The 16,790-nt window shown below is 70.6% G+C and carries 17 protein-coding genes; 5 read left to right on the top strand and 12 right to left on the bottom strand.

From position 1 onward, the window contains the following. Window positions 1-5: 5 nt before the first annotated feature. The 12 genes from AB0B90_RS12235 to AB0B90_RS12180 all read right to left on the bottom strand — a co-directional run bounded on the left by AB0B90_RS12235 (window position 6) and on the right by AB0B90_RS12180 (window position 11,672). Window positions 6-770: a thioredoxin domain-containing protein gene (locus tag AB0B90_RS12235; protein WP_362922411.1), complete on the bottom strand. Its 765-nt coding sequence runs from the start codon at window positions 768-770 to the stop codon at window positions 6-8. Beyond that, window positions 770-1,303 carry a MauE/DoxX family redox-associated membrane protein gene (locus AB0B90_RS12230; protein WP_350948165.1) on the bottom strand — a complete coding sequence of 178 codons (534 nt, stop codon included), beginning with the start codon at window positions 1,301-1,303 and terminating at the stop codon, window positions 770-772. Before AB0B90_RS12230 ends, AB0B90_RS12235 begins: the two co-directional genes overlap by 1 nt. 210 nt (window positions 1,304-1,513) lie before the next feature. Further along, complete coding sequence (trpA, locus tag AB0B90_RS12225) at window positions 1,514-2,308, bottom strand: tryptophan synthase subunit alpha (protein ID WP_350948164.1); 795 nt, start codon at window positions 2,306-2,308, stop codon at window positions 1,514-1,516. A 69-nt stretch (window positions 2,309-2,377) separates the two neighbouring features. Beyond that, complete coding sequence (gene trpB, locus AB0B90_RS12220) at window positions 2,378-3,598, bottom strand: tryptophan synthase subunit beta (RefSeq protein WP_350948281.1); 1,221 nt, start codon at window positions 3,596-3,598, stop codon at window positions 2,378-2,380. Between the two features lie 28 nt (window positions 3,599-3,626). Next, window positions 3,627-4,436, bottom strand: a complete 810-nt coding sequence (gene trpC, locus AB0B90_RS12215; protein ID WP_350948163.1) for an indole-3-glycerol phosphate synthase TrpC — start codon at window positions 4,434-4,436, stop codon at window positions 3,627-3,629. 169 nt (window positions 4,437-4,605) lie between these two features. Further along, window positions 4,606-5,049, bottom strand: a complete 444-nt coding sequence (locus AB0B90_RS12210; RefSeq protein WP_362922409.1) for a DUF2752 domain-containing protein — start codon at window positions 5,047-5,049, stop codon at window positions 4,606-4,608. 94 nt (window positions 5,050-5,143) lie between these two features. Further along, window positions 5,144-5,554 carry a DUF4190 domain-containing protein gene (locus AB0B90_RS12205; RefSeq protein WP_362922407.1) on the bottom strand — a complete coding sequence of 137 codons (411 nt, stop codon included), beginning with the start codon at window positions 5,552-5,554 and terminating at the stop codon, window positions 5,144-5,146. 249 nt (window positions 5,555-5,803) lie between these two features. Next, complete coding sequence (locus tag AB0B90_RS12200; RefSeq protein ID WP_362922405.1) at window positions 5,804-6,400, bottom strand: Trp biosynthesis-associated membrane protein; 597 nt, start codon at window positions 6,398-6,400, stop codon at window positions 5,804-5,806. Next, complete coding sequence (hisI, locus tag AB0B90_RS12195) at window positions 6,397-6,744, bottom strand: phosphoribosyl-AMP cyclohydrolase (protein ID WP_362895313.1); 348 nt, start codon at window positions 6,742-6,744, stop codon at window positions 6,397-6,399. The genes AB0B90_RS12200 and hisI overlap by 4 nt, the downstream gene beginning before the upstream one ends. A 152-nt stretch (window positions 6,745-6,896) precedes the next feature. After that, a complete protein-coding gene (gene ppk2 / locus AB0B90_RS12190) occupies window positions 6,897-7,853 on the bottom strand; it encodes a polyphosphate kinase 2 (RefSeq protein ID WP_350948158.1) in 957 nt (318 codons plus the stop codon). Between the two features lie 203 nt (window positions 7,854-8,056). Beyond that, window positions 8,057-9,829 (bottom strand): ABC transporter ATP-binding protein, encoded by a 1,773-nt coding sequence (locus tag AB0B90_RS12185; RefSeq protein ID WP_362922403.1) that lies wholly within the window; start codon window positions 9,827-9,829, stop codon window positions 8,057-8,059. A 40-nt stretch (window positions 9,830-9,869) separates the two neighbouring features. Continuing rightward, window positions 9,870-11,672: an ABC transporter ATP-binding protein gene (locus AB0B90_RS12180; RefSeq protein ID WP_350948280.1), complete on the bottom strand. Its 1,803-nt coding sequence runs from the start codon at window positions 11,670-11,672 to the stop codon at window positions 9,870-9,872. A 153-nt stretch (window positions 11,673-11,825) separates the two neighbouring features. On the opposite strand from AB0B90_RS12180, the gene AB0B90_RS12175 reads away from it, so the two are divergent. From AB0B90_RS12175 to AB0B90_RS12155, 5 genes are all read left to right on the top strand, one after another. Then, entirely contained in the window at window positions 11,826-12,455 is a 630-nt protein-coding gene (locus AB0B90_RS12175) for a TIGR03085 family metal-binding protein (protein WP_350948156.1), read from the top strand. A 323-nt stretch (window positions 12,456-12,778) separates the two neighbouring features. Then, window positions 12,779-12,940: a hypothetical protein gene (locus tag AB0B90_RS12170; protein ID WP_344744406.1), complete on the top strand. Its 162-nt coding sequence runs from the start codon at window positions 12,779-12,781 to the stop codon at window positions 12,938-12,940. A gap of 348 nt (window positions 12,941-13,288) precedes the next feature. Next, a complete protein-coding gene (locus AB0B90_RS12165) occupies window positions 13,289-13,885 on the top strand; it encodes a putative Ig domain-containing protein (RefSeq protein ID WP_362922401.1) in 597 nt (198 codons plus the stop codon). A gap of 79 nt (window positions 13,886-13,964) precedes the next feature. Beyond that, window positions 13,965-15,341 carry a glutamine synthetase family protein gene (locus AB0B90_RS12160; RefSeq protein WP_350948154.1) on the top strand — a complete coding sequence of 459 codons (1,377 nt, stop codon included), beginning with the start codon at window positions 13,965-13,967 and terminating at the stop codon, window positions 15,339-15,341. An 18-nt stretch (window positions 15,342-15,359) separates the two neighbouring features. Then, window positions 15,360-16,790, top strand: a complete 1,431-nt coding sequence (locus AB0B90_RS12155) for a VCBS repeat-containing protein (RefSeq protein WP_350948153.1) — start codon at window positions 15,360-15,362, stop codon at window positions 16,788-16,790.

Raw genomic sequence — 16,790 nt, 5'->3', positions numbered from 1 at the left:
CCGGGCTACTTGGCGGCATCAAGGACGGCCTGACGCAGCTCGGCCGGTTTGAAAGCCACGCCGGTGTCCATCTCGGTGCCGTTGAGCTTCAGCGTCGGGGTGCCCGTGAGCTTCTGGGTCTCCAGGACCTTGGTGCTGTAGGCGAGGTGTTCGGGAGCCTTCTCCTGGCTGGTCACGCACTTGTCGAAGCCGGGATCGGTCACCCCGGCGTCCTTGCCCCAGTCGATCAGGTCAGGGATCTTGAAGCCTTCCACGGTCTCCGAGGGCTGTGCGTCGAACAGCTTGTCGTGGAACCTGCTCCAGGCGACGCCTCCGGGAATGCAGCGGGAGGCCGCCCCGGCCCGCACGGAGTTACCCCGGGTGATGCCCTTGTTGGTCTGCTCCTGGAAGATCGTGATCGGGTGGTAGACCACCTTCGCCTTGCCCTCGGCCGCCAGGTTCTTGATCGTGGGACCGCTGGTCTCCTCCAGCGCCCTGCAGGCGGGGCACTGGAAGTCCTCGAAGACGTCCAGGACCGGCGACTCCACTCCCGCCTTGGCCATGACCACCGAGCCGTCGGAGGCGACGGTGATCGGCGCGAGGTTGGCGCCGACCTGCTCGGACCTGCTGCTCTGCGCGGCGAACCACCAGCCCGCCCCGACGGCGGCGACCGCGAGCACGGCGGCCGTCGTGATGGTCGTTATGCGCTTGCGCCTCTCCTTCAGCATCTGCTCCTGGCGCTGTGCCTTGATCCGATCACGCGCCGACTGGTCCCGCGCGGCCTTGCCCATCAGTCAGTCTCCTTTTCCTGGTGCTCCTCCTCGTCGTCGCTTTCGAGGTCGTCGTACGGCTCCCGCCCGGGGGTGAGCCCCAGGGCGGAGTCCAGCGCGAAGCGACCCGGAGGGAACCAGGCGACGATCACACCGAGTCCGAAGAGACCGAAGTCGCGCAGGATGTCGATGAGGTAGTCGGGCTCCACCCCGGCCGCCAGCTGACCGCCGCCGCCGAAGCAGCCGCAGTCGATGCGCAGCCCGCGCGCCCACGCCGAGGCGATCCCGATGACGAACGCCAGCATGAGCAGTGCCGAGATGACACCCGCCGCCCGGGTGAGCAGCCCGACGACCAGCAACACCCCCACGACGATCTCCAGGATCGGCAGGCCGTAGCCGACCACCGTGGCGAGCGATTTTGGGAGCAGTTCGTATGCCTCGACCGCCTGAACCGAGAGCACCGGGGTGCCGATCTTGCCCCAACCCGCGACGATCAGCACACCCGCGAGCACCAGCCGCGAGACGGTCGTTACCCAGGGTAGCGCCGAAATCACGATACGCGACCTATTGGGCGCGGGCTTCTCAGAGGTCACGAGCATCATTCTCCTACTCCCACGCCCTAGGCACGGATGTCTCCGGCGAACGCAAGGTATCCGAAGGAAAGCTCACCACGAGCTGGATAAGTGTCGAATAAGCGTGTTCGAAAGGCATGCCCCAGGGCGCGGTCCCGATGGAAGGGGGACCGCCCCCCTGTGGAAGGGACCTCAGCCCCGGACGCCCGCCGCCAGCTCGGCGCCCAGCTCGCGGACGGACGCGAGAGCCGAGTTCTCGTCGGGGGCGTCCAGGACGCGGCGGATGAACGCCGAGCCCACGATGACGCCGTCGGCGTAGCCCGCGACCTCCGCGGCCTGCCGTCCGGTGCCGACGCCCAGGCCGACGCAGACCGGCAGGGAGGTGTGCGGGCGGGTGCGCTCGACCAGGCCCTGCGCGGCCTCACCGACCGAGTCGCGGGCGCCGGTGACGCCCATCAGCGACGCCGCGTAGACGAAACCGGTGCAGCTGTCGACGACGGCCTTGATGCGGGCCTCGGTGGAGCTGGGCGCGACCAGGAAGACCGTGTCGATCCCGGCCCCCGCGCTGGCCTCGCGCCAGGGGCCGGCCTCCTCGGGGGTGAGGTCGGGCGTGATGGTGCCCACCCCGCCCGCGTTCGCCAGGTCCCTGGCGAAGCGGTCGGCACCGTAGCGGTCGATCGGGTTCCAGTACGTCATGACCAGGGTGGCGGCACCGGTGGCGGCCACGCCTTCGACCGTGCGGAGCACGTCGGCGATACGGGTGCCGTTGGTCAGCGCCCGGTGGACGGCGTCCTGGATCGTCGGACCGTCCATCAGGGGGTCCGAGTAGGGCAGACCGATCTCGATCACGTCGCAGCCCGCCTCCACCATGGCGGTGGCGACGGCGATCGCACCGTCCTTGCTGGGGAACCCGGCGGGCAGGTATCCGATGAGGGCGGCGCGGTCGTCCGCCTTAGCCTTGGCGAACACCGTCTGAAGAGTCGTCATCGTTGCTTCCGTTGCGGTTCGTCCCCTTCGGCCCGCCAGAGGGGAGGCAAGTCGGCCGTGAGAGGAGTGTCAGAGGTTGAAGTACTTCATCGCGGTGCTCATGTCCTTGTCGCCCCTGCCGGAGAGGTTGACCAGGATCGTCGCCCCGGGTCCCATCTCGCGCCCCAGCTTGAGCGCTCCGGCGAGCGCGTGCGAGGACTCGATGGCGGGGATGATGCCCTCGGTGCGGGCGAGCAGGGAGAAGGCGTCCATCGCCTCGGCGTCGGTGATGCCGTGGTAGGTGGCGCGGCCGCTGTCCTTGAGCCAGGCGTGCTCGGGGCCGACGCCCGGATAGTCGAGCCCGGCCGAGATCGAGTGCGACTCGACCGTCTGGCCCTCCTCGTCCTGCAGCACGTAGGTGCGCGAGCCGTGCAGCACGCCGACGGAGCCCGCGGTGAGGGTGAGGGCGTGCTCGCCGCTCTCCAGGCCCCGGCCGCCCGCCTCGTAACCGTGCAGCCGGACGTCCTGGTCGTCGAGGAAGGCGTGGAAGATGCCGATGGCGTTCGATCCCCCGCCGACGGCCGCGGCGACCGCGTCGGGCAGCCTGCCGGTGAGCTCCAGCGTCTGGCGGCGGGCCTCGACGCCGATGATGCGCGCGAAGTCGCGGACGATCTCCGGGAACGGGTGCGGGCCCGCGATGGTGCCGAAGAGGTAGTGGGTGCGGTCGACGTTGGCGACCCAGTCGCGGAACGCCTCGTTGATGGCGTCCTTGAGGGTCTGGCTGCCGTTGGTGACCGGGACGACGGTGGCGCCGAGCAGCTTCATGCGGGCGACGTTGAGCGCCTGGCGCTCGCAGTCGACGGCCCCCATGTAGATCACGCACTCCAGGCCCATCAGGGCGGCGGCGGTCGCGGTGGCGACGCCGTGCTGTCCGGCACCGGTCTCGGCGATCACCCGCGTCTTGCCCAGGCGCTTGGTCAGCAGGGCCTGGCCGAGCACGTTGTTGATCTTGTGGGCGCCGGTGTGGGTCAGGTCCTCGCGCTTGAGGATGATCCGGGCGCCACCCGCCTGCTCCGCGAAGCGGGGGACCTCGGTCAGCGTGGTCGGCCGCCCGGCGTAGGTGCGCAGCAGGTGGTCGAACTCCCGCAGGAACGCCACGTCGTTCTTCGCCTTGTCGTACTCCGCCGCGACCTCGTCCAGCGCGGGGATGAGCGCCTCGGGCACGTAGCGCCCGCCGAAGATCCCGAACTTGCCGTGGATGTCCGGGTCGTTCCCGTGAGCGGCGTTACCGGCGAGGTCGGCGGTGGTGATGACGGTTCCCTCGTGCGTTGTCACTGGCTTACTGCCCCTCGGGTCGGGATGCGGGATGGGCACCGGCGGTGACCAGGTCGACCACGGCGGCGCGCGGGTCCTTGCCGGTCACCAGGCTCTCGCCGACCAGGACGGCGTCGGCTCCCGCCCTGGCGTAGGCGAGCAGGTCGTGGGGGCCGCGCACACCCGACTCGGCGATCTTGATGACGCCCTCGGGGATCTTGGGAGCCAGCTTGACGAACACCTCTCGGTCGACCTCAAGGGTCTTGAGGTTCCGCGCGTTGATACCGATGATCTTGGCTCCGGCGACGAGCGCCCGGTCGAGCTCCTCCTCGGTGTGCACCTCGACCAGCGGGGCGAGCCCGATCGACTCGGCCCGCTCGATGAGCGAGACCAGCGCGTTCTGGTCGAGCGCCGCGACGATCAGCAGCGCCAGGTCGGCGCCGTAGGCGCGGGCCTCCCAGAGCTGGTACGAGGTGACGATGAAGTCCTTGCGCAGCACCGGGATGTCGACGACGGCGCGCACGGCGGCCAGGTCGTCGAGGCTGCCGCCGAAGCGGTGCCGCTCGGTGAGCACGCTGATGACGTGGGCGCCACCCGACTCGTAGTCACCGGCCAGCGCGGCGGGGTCGGCGATCGCGGCCAGCGCGCCCTTGGACGGGCTGGAACGCTTCACCTCGGCGATCACCGCCACCTGGTCGCCGCCCAGTGCCGCGTACGCGTCACGGGGGGCCGGTGCCCGCCCGGCCCGCTCCTTGAGCTCGGCCAGCGTCACCCTTTCCTGGCGCTCGGCCAGATCGGCGCGGACTCCTTCGAGGATTTCCTCAAGCACGCTCACTTGCCCTCCTCGCGAAGCTCAGGGGCCGGGTTCGCGAACGCCGCCGTATCCGTGGTTCGTTCGCTCCGCTCGCTCACGAGTAAGGCCCCTCCCGGTCGACTGCCCTTGTTCCGCCGATGCTATCGGCCCGGCCGGGGTCGCCCCGCCACGGGGTGAGACCTATCGGTGACTATGGGGCCAGGAATTCCCCAAAAGGAAGATTTCGCACTATCCAAAACACGACCATCAAAGCGAGCAATAACCACACGTAGACCGGGCGTATGGATTTCCATCCGGGCCCGCCACCGGATTTTCCGGCCGGTCCGCCCACCGACCAGGCACGCAGCGCCCACCGGCCCCAGAGCAGGACCAGCACCGGGACCATGAGCACGACGAGCGGGTTGAGCCCCAGGGCCGCCACGGGGTCTCCGTGGGCGAGCGCGTACACCGTTCGCAGGCCTCCGCAACCGGGGCAGTAGAGGCCGGTGAGCAGCAGGAACGGGCAGGGCGGGTAGTGGCCCGGCTCGTTGGGGTCCACCGCGCCCACGAACGCGACCGCCGCGCCGGCGGCCAGCGCGGTGCCGAGCGGCGCCAGCACGGCCACGGCACGCGAACCCGCGATCCTCCCCGTCACCACGGTCCTTCAGCACCCTTCACCGGTGATCACCCCCACCGGCCACCCTACTTACTCACTCACGCGCCCCTCACCGGCGGCGCGAGCGTCGGCGTCAGTAGCCCGTGGCGCCACCGAGGATCAGGGCACCGGCTCCGATCACCCAGATGAACACCAGCGCCGCCAGCCAGGACAGGATGCCGAAATAGGACAGGACCAGGCCCGCGACGGCCATGCCCCGCCCTTCCTCGCCCGTCCGCCTGATCTGCCCCAGCGAGATGTGCCCCAGCACCGCGCCCACGATCGAGGGGAGTCCGCAGATGAACAGCCCGGCGATGCCCATGATCAGCGCGGCGATGGCCATGCCGTTGTTGCCCCGCGGCGGCGGGCCGTACCCCCCGTAACCGCCACCGGGCGCACCGTACCCTCCGGAACCGTAACCGCCCGAAGAGCCATAACCACCCGAGGAGCCGTAGCCGCCGCTCTTCGGGGGCGGGCCATAGCCACCCTGATCGCCGTAGCTCATGAATGACTCCCCATTATCCGAGTTACAGGCGAAATCTTAGCGAAAACACTCCCAGGAGGAGACGATCCGTTCACGCTCGCGAGCGCGTTGTGAGCAAGTCGTGGCCGAGGGCACACCCGCCCCGGACGGCGGGAGGGCACCAAAACGACATGAGAAGATCCCCGCGCCGGGAAAACCGGGAACACGGCGGGAACCGCGGACGTCGTGCGAACGAGCGGAACCCGCCGTCCGCCCAGGGGCTCGCGAAGGTCAGTGTTCGCGGGGGTCGGGACCGGTCGTCGGATCGACGCCCTCGTCGAGGGCGTCCCACAACTCCCGCTCGCTGGGGGCACCACCGCGTGCGGCGGCAGTACCGCCCGCGGGGCCGGCCCCCTGCCGGTCGTACCGGCCGGACATGCCCGGCCAGCGCCCGCCGCGCACGATCGCCGCCACTCCCCCGGCGGCCAGCAGAAACCCTCCCACGGAGGCGAGGATCGGCCAGACGACGGCCGAGGCGACCTGCGGGGTGGAGCCGACGGAGAGCGGCGCCTGCTCGGCGGAGATCCGCAGCGCGGCGCTCGCGCCGCCTCCCCACCAGGAACCGGCGATCATCCCGGCCCCGCCGAGCGCCATCACCGCTCCGACGAGCCCGCGCCACACCCCTTTCGTCGCGAGGACGGCGACCACCGCGGCGAGCGCCGCCCAGGCGCCGGGGCCGAGGGCGGGGACCAGTTCGGCGGCGGAGACCGCGACCTCGCGGGTGCCGTACGTCACGGTGAACCAGTCGCGTCCCGCGGCGAGGAGCACGAGCGCGGCACCGGCCACGCACACCGCGAGCCAGGTCCACAGCTCCCGCCTCGCCGTCACGCCCGGGTCACCGTCAGCTCGTCGGCGTCGAAGCAGGTCCGGTCGCCGGTGTGGCAGGCGGCGCCCACCTGGTCGACCTTGAGCAGGACGGTGTCGCCGTCGCAGTCGAGCGCGGCGGACTTGACGTGCTGGACGTGGCCGGAGGTGTCGCCCTTCACCCAGTAGGCTCCCCGGCTGCGCGACCAGTAGGTGGCCCTGCCCGTGGTGAGCGTGCGATGCAGCGCCTCGTCGTCCATCCAGGCGAGCATGAGCACCTCGCCGGTGTCGTACTGCTGGACGACGGCGGGAACCAGCCCGTCGGCGGTGCGCTTCAGCCGGGCCGCGATGGCGGGGTCAAGGGACATGCGGCAATTGTGCCGCAACAGGGGGGAGGGGTGGCCTCCGGCCCGGCCACGTGAGCGGGCAGGACGAGCACGGCACCGCCGGCGCCGGAGGGCCGAGCCGCGGGCGAAGACGTCCGGGCGGCACCGACATGGAAACAGGGGCGGTCGTCGTCTCAGTGGCCGCGGTCGTCGTCGAGGACGTCGGCGGCATGGACGACGATCTTGGGGTCGGGGACGCCGACGACCTCGTGGTCCTTGTTCTCGTACTCGAACAGGCTCAGCAGGTGGCGCATCGCCTCGATCCTGGCCCGCTTCTTGTCATTGCTCTTGATCACCGTCCACGGGGCCTCCTCCGTGTCGGTGTTGACGAACATGTCCTCCTTGGCGGCGGTGTAGTCCTCCCACTTGTCGAGCGACTCCAGGTCCATCGGCGACAGCTTCCACTGCCGCACCGGGTCGACCTGGCGGATCACGAACCGGGTGCGCTGCTCGGAGCGCGAGACCGAGAACCAGAACTTCACCAGGTGGATGCCGTCGCGGACGAGCATCCTCTCGAACTCCGGGGCCTGTTCCAGGAACTCCAGATACTCCTCGGGGGTGCAGAAGCGCATCACCCGCTCGACCCCGGCGCGGTTGTACCAGGAACGGTCGAAGAAGACCATCTCTCCGGCGGCGGGCAGGTGGGAGATGTAGCGCTGGAAGTACCACTGGGTGCTCTCGCGTTCGCTCGGCTTCTCCAGCGCCACCACGTTCGCGCCCCGGGGGTTGAGGTGCTCCATGAACCGCTTGATCGTGCCGCCCTTGCCCGCGGCGTCACGCCCCTCGAAGAGGACGACCAGACGCCCTCCGGTGTCCTTGATCCAGTACTGGAGCTTGAGCAGCTCGATCTGGAGCAGCCGCTTGATCCGGTCGTACTCCGCCCGCTCCATCCGCCTGTCGTAGGGATACTTCTCCCGCCAGGTGTCGACCGGACTGCCGTCCTGGCGGACCAGGACGGGGTCGTCGTCGTCATCGTCGTCGACCCGCAGGTCCGCCAGCTCGTCGAGCAGGTCGCTGCGCTCCAGGGCCGCGTGAATGTTCACCACGGGGAACCGGCCGTCCGGCAGCTCCCCGCCAACCAACTCCGCCATCGGTCCCTTCCCTCGGGCGGACGTGGGGCCCGCCTCCGCCCTGTCCCTACCTCGGCACGGGCCGGATAGTCCTTCCCGAACCACCCCCTTTTCCCATTCTTCCTTCCTGCCGCACGTGCCGCGTCGGCGCGGGGGCTGGACCATCCCCGGTCCGGCGCGGCCGGTGATCACCCGCTGTGATCGGGTCGCGTGCGGAAGCAGGGCTAGGAGCGGGCCGAGGAGACCCAGGAGGCGTGCAGGTCGGCGTAGACACCGGGCTCGCGGACCAGCTCGGCGTGCGGGCCGCGTTGCACGATCCGCCCCTTGTCGAAGACGAACACCTCGTCCGCCGCCTCGGCGGTGGAGAGCCGATGGGCGATGGAGACGGCGGTGCGGCCCCGCGTGGCGCCCTCCAGGGCGCGGGCCAGCCGCACCTCCGTCGCCGGGTCAACCGCGGAGGTGGCCTCGTCGAGCAGCAGCAGGTCGGGGTCGGCCAGGTAGGCGCGGGCGAGCGCGACGAGCTGGCGTTCGCCCGCCGACAGCGACTCGCCGCGCTGGCCGACCCTGGTCGACAGGCCTGCGGGCAACCCCTCCAGCCAATCGGCGAGCCCCAGCTCGGTCATGGCGAGCCGGATCTCCTCCTCGGTCGCCGAGGGGCGGCCGAAACCGATGTTCTCCCCCAGGGTGCCGTCGAACAGGAACCCGTCCTGCGGCACCATCACGATGCGGCTGCGCAGCGAGGAGAAGCGGACGTCGCGCAGGTCGTGGCCGTCGATCGTGATGCGCCCGGAGACCGGGTCCATCAGGCGGGTGAGCAGCTTGGCGAAGGTCGTCTTGCCGGAGCCGGTCTCCCCCACCACCGCGATCCGCGAGCGCGGCGGGATCCGCGCCGAGACCCCGTGCAGCACCGGCGCCCCTCCGGGATAGGAGAACCCCACGTCCTCGAAGGAGACCGAGATGGGACCACGCGGCAGCTCGACACCGTCCGGGCCCGGGTCCGCGACGTCGGCGGGGGTGTCGAGCACGCCGAGGACGCGCCGCCATCCGGCCACGGCGTTCTGCGCCTCGTTGAGCACCTCGGTGGCGACCTGCATCGGCGAGACGAACAGCGTGATGAGGAACAGGAAGGCGACCAGGCGCCCCTCGGTGATGTCGCCCGCCAGCCCGAGCCGCACCCCGACCAGCACCACCGCGGCCAGCGCGACGGCGGCGACGATCTCGGTCAGCGGGAACACGGTCGCGACGATCCGCTGGGTGCGCGCCTGCGCCGCCTTGTTGGCGTCGATCGCGACGTCGAGCCGCTCCGCCGTACGGGCCTCCGATCCGTGTGCCCTGATCACGGCCGCGCCCACGACCGACTCGCTCACGGCCGAGAGCATGTCGCCGGTGCGCTCGCGGACCCGCGTGTAGGCGCCGGAGAGCCAGCGCTGGAAGCGCGGCAGGACGACCATGAGCGGCAGGAAGCACGCCCACACCACCAGGGCGAGCTGCCAGGAGTAGACGAACATCAGCCCAGTGGCGACCAGGAGCTGCCCCAGGGCGATGATGATCATCAGCCCGCCCCACTGCATGAACACGCTGATCTGGTCGACGTCGCCGGTGACCCGCGAGACGAGGGCGCCGCGGCGCTCGGTGTTCTGGGTGAGCACCGACAGGTCGTGCACGTGCCGGAAGCCGCGCACCCTGAGCGTGGCGAGAGAGGACTCGGTGGCCTTGTAGAGGCGGACGTTCATCAGGTACGCGCACAGCGCGGTGAACGCCACGGCCGCGGCGCACAACAGCACGGCGGTGCGGATGTAGGCCACGTCCGGGGCCCCTCCCCCGAGCCCGGTGTCGATGGTCTGCTGGACGGCGATCGGCACGATGATCTTGCCGGCCGTGGCGACCACGGCGAGCGCGAGCGTCCCGGCCAGCCCCTTGCGGAACTCCGGCGTGAGCGACAGGCCGTGCCTGACGGTGGCCAGCCCCGAGCGCTCGACCTCCTGGAACGAGCTCACCGGCACCGTCCTTTCAGCAGGCGGACCCACGACTGCTTCCTCACGCGCTGACCTCTTCCTCTCGCTCGGCGTCGAGCGCCTCCCGCTCGGCACCCTGGCGTTCGTAGGCGGTGACCAGGTTGCGGTAGCCCTCGCAGCGGGCGAGCAGCTCCGCGTGGCCGCCCCGGTCGACGACCCGGCCGTGGTCGAGGTAGACGACCTCGTCGGCCAGGGCGATGGTCGCCATCCGGTAGGCGATGACGACCACGGTGGAGACCTGGGCCGCGTCCCGCAGCCCGTACAGGATCCTCGCCTCGACCTGCGGGTCGACGCTGGAGGTGGCGTCGTCGAGCACGAGCAGCCGCGGGCGGCGCACCAGCGCGCGGGCCAGGGCGATCCGCTGGCGCTGGCCGCCCGACAGGCTGGTGCCGCGCTCGCCGACCCGGGTGTCCAGCCCCGAGGGCAGCGCGCTGACGAACCCCTCGGCCTGCGCCAGGCGCAGCGCCGCCCAGACCTCCTCGTCGCCGACCTCCAGGCCGAGGGTGACGTTGCCGCGTACGGTGTCGTCGAACAGGAACGTCTGCTGCGGCACCAGCGCCACCGCGTCGCTCACCCCGTTCCTGGCGACGTCGCGCAGATCCGTGCCGTCCACGAGCACCACGCCCTCCGCCGGGTCGACCAGGCGGACGAGGGTCTGGGCGAGTGTCGACTTGCCGGACCCGGTGGGGCCGACCAGGGCGACGGTGCGGCCGGAGGCGACCTCCAGGCTCACGTCGCGCAGGACGGGGAACTCCCCGTCGCCGTAGGCGTAGCCGAGGCCGCGGACCTCCAGCCTGGCCGGTTCCTTGCCGGGCAGCTCGACGGCGCCGTGCTCCATGGAACCGGTGGCCTCCAGCACGGCCTGGATCCGCTCGTAGCCGACGACGGCGCGGGGCAGCTCGGCGAGCACCCAGCCCAGCGCGCGGATCGGGAAGGCCAGCAGGGTGAACAGGTAGGCGACCTGGACGAGCACCCCGGAGCCGATCGCGCCGCTCTCCAGCCGCATCGCGCCGATCAGCAGCACGGCGAGCACGCCGAGGGTGGGCAGCGCCTCAAGCAGCGGGTCGAACAGGCCGCGGACCCGGCCCACGGCGATGTTGGCGTCGCGCAGCTCCTCGGCCTTGGCCAGGAACCTCGCGGTCTCCTCGTCCTCGCGGCCGAGGGTCTTGACGACCAGGGCGCCGTCGAAGCTCTCGTGGGCGATCTCGCTGACCTCGGCGCGCAACTGCTGCGCGCGGGTGGCGAGCGGGTTCAGTCTGCGCTGGTAGATCAGGTTGAGCACGGCGATCGCGGGAAAGACCAGGAAACCGACGAGGGCGAGGATCGGATCGGTGATCACCATAGCGACGGCGGCGGTGACCAGCATCACGACCACGCCGACCGCCATCGGCAGCGGGGCGAGCGGCGCCCAGGCGGCCTCCACATCGGACCCGGCGTTGGACAGCAGTTGCCCGGTCGGGTGCCTGTGGTGCCAGGCCAGGGGAAGCCTCAGATACTGGCGGGTGACATCCCGGCGGGAGCGGGCCTGCATCCGATACTGCATGACCCCGGCGAAATACCGCCGTCCCGCCACACCCAGCGCCTTGATCAGGGACGCCCCCATGATCAGGAGCGCGCCGACGGCGAGGGTGCCCGTCGTGATCTGCCCGTCCCTGAAGGCGGGGAGCACGACGTGGTCGGTGGCCCAGCCCAGCGCCCACGCCGAGGCTACGGTCATCACGCCGTACAGGGCACTGGACAGCACCGCGGCGGAGAAGATCGGCTTCTCCGCCCGAACGGCCACCCCCAGGACCCCGAGTCCCTTACGCATGACTGCGCCGGTCATCTTGCTCGCCACGCGGGGGATGTCCTTTCGACGGGGGAACGTTGCTACCTAAGTCCCTATCACTGTGGATCAAGCGGTTATTCCCGAACCACCTTCGGCGATGTCGCGCCCACCCCACTCATCGCCCGTTCGACAACGTTGTCAGGATCACAGATGAACTACGCCCGCACCGAACGAGCCGAGCTCAGCGATCTGTTCACCCGGCTCGGCCCGGACGCTCCCACCCTCTGTGAGGGCTGGACCACCTTCGACCTCGCCGCCCACCTCGTCGTCCGCGAACGCCGCCCCGACGCCGCCGCAGGCATCCTCCTCAAGCCGCTGGCCGGGCACACCGCCAGGGTGCAGGAGTCCACGAAGACCAGGAAGGGGTACGCGGGCCTCGTCGAGCTCGTACGCTCCGGCCCCGGGGGACCCTACCGCCTGCCCGGCCTGGACGAGGCGGCCAACACGACGGAGTTCTTCGTCCACCACGAGGACGTACGGCGGGCACAGCGGGTCTGGGAGCCGCGGGAGCTGCCGGCCGAGCTGGAGGAGAGGTTCTGGAAGCAGATCCACCGCGGAGCCCGGTTGTTCCTGCGCCGCGCCCCCGTCAAAGTCGTCCTGCACCGCGTCGGCGGCGGCACGGCCGTCGGCGGCGCCAAGGAGGGTCCCCAGGTCGAGGTGACGGGCACGGCCGGAGAGCTGCTGCTGTTCTGCTTCGGGCGCCAGTCCCACGCCAAGGTGACCGTGAACGGTGACGACGAGGCCGTGGCCAGGCTGATGGACGCCTCCCTGGGCGTCTAGCGAAACCGACCGTCCCTGCCGGGGAAACACAGAGCCGATCACCGGGCCGGTGATCGGCCCGGCAAAGAAGCTCCCCCGGGATCGGCGTACGAGCGGCGCCGATCTAGCCCTACCGGTATACCTGGCAGTGAAGATTGGACAGGAGCGCCTCGCGACCCCACGATGGCGAGTGTGACCTATGCCAAACTCCCGACCAGACCACGGTTTGCTTCCGCGGGACGGGTATGATCATCGAAAATCCGGGAGCCACCCGGGCCGCAGATGCCAATGATCGATAAAATTCGGGTATATACGGCTGGGATTGGAACTGCCAGGAGGCCCCCATGCAGGTAAAGAAGATCCTCACCTACCTCGCGGTAGCTTTCGTGGTCTTCTATCTGTTCACCAAGCCCGCCGAGGCGGCGAGCGCGGTCAACGGAGTCTTCGACGGGATCATCAGGGGAGCAGACCAATTGGCTCTGTTCTTCACCCGCGTGCTCACCTAACCACCCGGCGGGTCCCCTCCCGCCCCTAACCGCGTCACCCGCGTTCCCGTCTGATCCACAGGGGAGCGCACACCCCTCGCCTCGAAAGTCATGCCGTCGGCCCCGCCGATCCCGGAAACGTATCGCGACGGTCGCCGGAAACCGCCCGCCCCCACGAGGTCCCCTCGCACCCCGCCGCCCGAAGCCGCGCGGCCCCACCGTACAGAGTGGTACGGAACCAGGGTGGTAACCCTACGGCGAACGTCCTGACCCGATCATGGGTGACCACGGAAGACATCACGGCACTCCCTTGATGATCTTTCCTGCATCCTGGGTGGGAAATCCGTTTCTCGTACGGGGGATCGTTTCATGCACGGCAGGCAGAGGTTCCCCGGGCTCGGGGCGATCATCGCGGGAGCCGTCACGTGCGGCGTGCTGGCGACCCCGGGAGTCGCCTTCGCGACCCCGACACCGGACCCCATACCGGCACCCCCCTCCCCCCGGATCACCGTCCGGGCCCCCGCCACCGAAGCTCCGAGCGGCACGGAAGCGCAGGAAAGCCCGGCAGGCATAGAGGCGTCGGAGAGCTCAGGGAGCACGAAAGGTCCCTCCTCCCTCTCGGCCCACCCCCTCCTCGGCCACTTCGGCACCGCCGTCGACCGGCCGCTGACAGGAAGGATCACGCCGACCAACCCGACCGGCGAGAGGCTCTCCTTCAAGGTGACCAGCCCCACCCTGCTTCCCGCCGGGATCACGCTCGACGCCGACGGCCTGCTCGGCGGCACCTCCCGGATACCGGGCACCTGGACGGTCCCGGTCGAGGCCTGCGTTCCCTCCGGCGGGTGCACCGCCGGCACGGTGACGATCACCATCACCTGCCGCTGCGCCGACTCACCCCCCGCACCCCTCCCCCCGTCGAGCTCCCCCTGCTCCGACAACGGCAACGCCGACGTACTCACCACATAACCGCGGACCGTAACCCCACGACCTCCCCGGAGCATCCCAGAGGACGTATCACGCAGGAGGCATAGGAGATCACCAGGCGATGACCGCTCCTCACACACTCGACGCCGCGGCCCTTCGCGCCATCGAACGCGCCGACACCGAGGGCGTCGAACTCATCCGCTTCCTGTACGCCGACCACGGCGGCGTGATCAGGGGCAAGGCCACCTCCCACTCCCGGCTCGCCGAGCGGCTCCACACCGGCATCGGCCACACCGTGGGAATGATGGCGATGAACATGCTCGACGAACTCCAGGACGTCGAGGGCCTCGGCCCCGTCGGGGAGGTCCGCCTCGTCCCCGACCCGGCCACGTTCGTCCACCTGCCCTACGCTCCCGGCAGCGCGGCCATGCTGGCGGACCTGCGCCAGGTCGACGGCTCCTCCTGGCCCGTCTGCCCGCGCACCTTCCTGCGCGAGGCCGTCGCCGCCCTGGCCGCCGAGGGCCACACCCTCGTCGCCGCCTACGAACCCGAGTTCACCCTCGGCCGCCGCGCACCCGACCCAGAGGGCGGCCCGGATCGCCTCATCCCCGCCGACGACAGCCTGTGCTACTCCACCGTCGGCTTCAACCAGCTCCACGACTACACGATGGCCCTGGTCCACGCCCTGGAAAGACAAGGGCTGCGGCCCGAGCACTACCATCCCGAACTCGGCCACGGCCAGCACGAACTGTCGATCCGTCACGCCCCCGCCCTCCAGACCGCCGACAACCACGTCATCTACCGGGAGACGGTGAGAGGCGTCGCCACCCGCATGTCGATGTGGGCCTCCCTCGCCCCCAAACCCCTCGCCGACCAGCCCGGCAACGGCGCCCACCTCCACCTCTCCCTCTGGGACACCGCACTGCGCGCCAACACCTTCGCCGACCCCTCCGACCGCTACGGCATGTCGGCCACCGCCTATCACTTCATCGGCGGCCTCATCGCCCACCTCCCCGCACTCACCGCCCTCACCTGCGGCTCGGTGAACAGCTTCCGGCGCCTGACACCGAGATCGTGGTCGAGCGCGTACGCCTGCTACGGCATGGACAACCGCGAGGCGGCGGTACGGATCTGTTCCCCCACGGGCCGCGACACCTCGGCGTCCGCCAACCTGGAGCTCAAGCCCTCCGACTCCTCGGCCAACCCCTACCTGTCGCTGGGCGCCGTCATCCACGCCGGCCTGGACGGCATCCGCCGCGGCCTCGACCCCGGCGACCCCGTCAACGTCGACCCCGCGACCCTCCCCCCAGGACGCGTCCCCCGCCTCCCCGCCTCCCTGGACGAGGCCCTGGACGCCCTGGAGTCCGACGACGTCCTCATGAACGCCCTCGGCCCCCTGCGCGCCTCCGCCTACCTCGCCGTCAAACGCTCCGAGGCGAGGTCCTTCTCCGCCCAGGACGCCGCCTACGAGATGTTCCACCACTTCCGGGTCTTCTAGGTCCTAATATCCCCATACATGTGGGAGGGCGCGATAAAAACCAGAACCGGAACGGCCCTGGCACTCGTCCTCCTGCTCGGCGGATGCAGCCTCGGAGACGGGCGGGACGCGTCTCCGGCCCCGTACGTGACACCGTCGGCGCTGCTCCCCGAACCGCCACCGCCACCACCGTCGCCGTCCCCCCGGCCCGCGTCGCCACGGTCGCAGGCCTCACCGCCCCCCGAGGGAAAGGGCGGCCGAGAGCCCGGCGACGTCAACGGCGACGGCTTCGCGGACCTGACCCTCGTCATGTCCCACGACTCCTGGTCACCCGACCTCGTGATCGTGTACGGCTCGAAGGGCGGCCTGAACCCCCGGACCAGAACGGTGGTGCCCGGCATCCGTCTTGAGTTCGGCGGGTCCACGAGCACGGCCGACCTCGACGGCGACGGCTTCGCCGACGTCCTCGTCCACGGCCACGCGGCGAGGGCGGGCAGCCCCCCGGACATCCCGTACATCCTGTGGGGCGGCCCGGAGGGGGTGGATCCGGAGGCGCCACCGACCGCCGTCCGAACCCCGGTACCCCCCGACAACTTCCGCGCGGAAACGGTGCCGGGCGACTTCGACGGCGACGGCGCGGCCGATCTGGCGCTGTGGACGCCGACAACGGAGGGAGCGAGCGGGAACGACTCGACCATGAAGAGCCTGGCCGTGCTGTACGGGCCGTTCACCCGGGAGGGCGTCCCCCACCGTCGCGTCGTCCATCCGTCGGAGGTCACCCTGGACTCCGGCGGCCTGGTCGCGGGCAGGATCGGCGGAAGGCGCGCCACCGACCTGCTCGTGCGCGAGTCGAACGACGGCGGGCAGTCGGCGTCGTGGCTCCTCAGGGGCGGCCCCGGCGGGCTGCCCCACCGGAGCCGGCGGCTGAACGAGGGCAACGCCGTCGCGTTGGGGGACTTCGACGGGGACGGCAGGGGCGACGTCGTGGTCGCCGACAGCGGCGGCCGCAACAACGAGCCGGGGTACGAGACCGAGCCACCCCACGTCGACGGCGTGATGACCGTCTACTTCGGCGGGGCCCGGCGCGTGCCACAGGTGTTCAGGAACGTCAAAGCCGCGCGGACGATGGTGGCAGGAGATTACGACGGCGACGGGACCGACGACCTCGCGATCGCCCGCCGCCCCGACGGCGTCGAACTCCTCCACGGCGGGGGAAACGGGCTACGACGCGGCGGGAGGACGATCCGCCGGCTCGGACCGGCCACGGACCCGACCGGCCGGAAGCTGCGCCCCGACGAACGCCCGGCGTTTCCCCGAACGTCGGCCGACTACGACGGCGACGGCCGGGACGAACTGCTGCTGACCTGGCCCCCCGTCAATCACCTACCGGAATGGGGCTCGGCGCCGTCCCTGTGGTGGGTGACGGACGGCGACCGCGACGAGAACACCTTCGGCACCGGTGACTGGTAG

Origin of the sequence: Streptosporangium sp. NPDC049078, from assembly GCF_040648855.1 — a bacterium.
Lineage (GTDB): Bacteria > Actinomycetota > Actinomycetes > Streptosporangiales > Streptosporangiaceae > Streptosporangium.
The sequence above is the reverse complement of the archived record's forward strand: the minus strand, read 5'-3'. Positions and strand labels throughout refer to the sequence as shown.

Coding starts and splice junctions, on each gene's coding strand:
- AB0B90_RS12175 (WP_350948156.1), top strand. CDS start 11,826: ATGAACTACGCCCGCACCGAACGAGCCGAGCTCAGCGATCTGTTCACC.
- AB0B90_RS12180 (WP_350948280.1), bottom strand. CDS start 11,672: ATGACCGGCGCAGTCATGCGTAAGGGACTCGGGGTCCTGGGGGTGGCC.
- AB0B90_RS12235 (WP_362922411.1), bottom strand. CDS start 770: ATGGGCAAGGCCGCGCGGGACCAGTCGGCGCGTGATCGGATCAAGGCA.
- AB0B90_RS12205 (WP_362922407.1), bottom strand. CDS start 5,554: ATGAGCTACGGCGATCAGGGTGGCTATGGCCCGCCCCCGAAGAGCGGC.
- ppk2 (WP_350948158.1), bottom strand. CDS start 7,853: ATGGCGGAGTTGGTTGGCGGGGAGCTGCCGGACGGCCGGTTCCCCGTG.
- AB0B90_RS12170 (WP_344744406.1), top strand. CDS start 12,779: ATGCAGGTAAAGAAGATCCTCACCTACCTCGCGGTAGCTTTCGTGGTC.
- AB0B90_RS12165 (WP_362922401.1), top strand. CDS start 13,289: ATGCACGGCAGGCAGAGGTTCCCCGGGCTCGGGGCGATCATCGCGGGA.
- trpA (WP_350948164.1), bottom strand. CDS start 2,308: ATGACGACTCTTCAGACGGTGTTCGCCAAGGCTAAGGCGGACGACCGC.
- AB0B90_RS12155 (WP_350948153.1), top strand. CDS start 15,360: ATGTGGGAGGGCGCGATAAAAACCAGAACCGGAACGGCCCTGGCACTC.
- hisI (WP_362895313.1), bottom strand. CDS start 6,744: ATGTCCCTTGACCCCGCCATCGCGGCCCGGCTGAAGCGCACCGCCGAC.
- AB0B90_RS12160 (WP_350948154.1), top strand. CDS start 13,965: ATGACCGCTCCTCACACACTCGACGCCGCGGCCCTTCGCGCCATCGAA.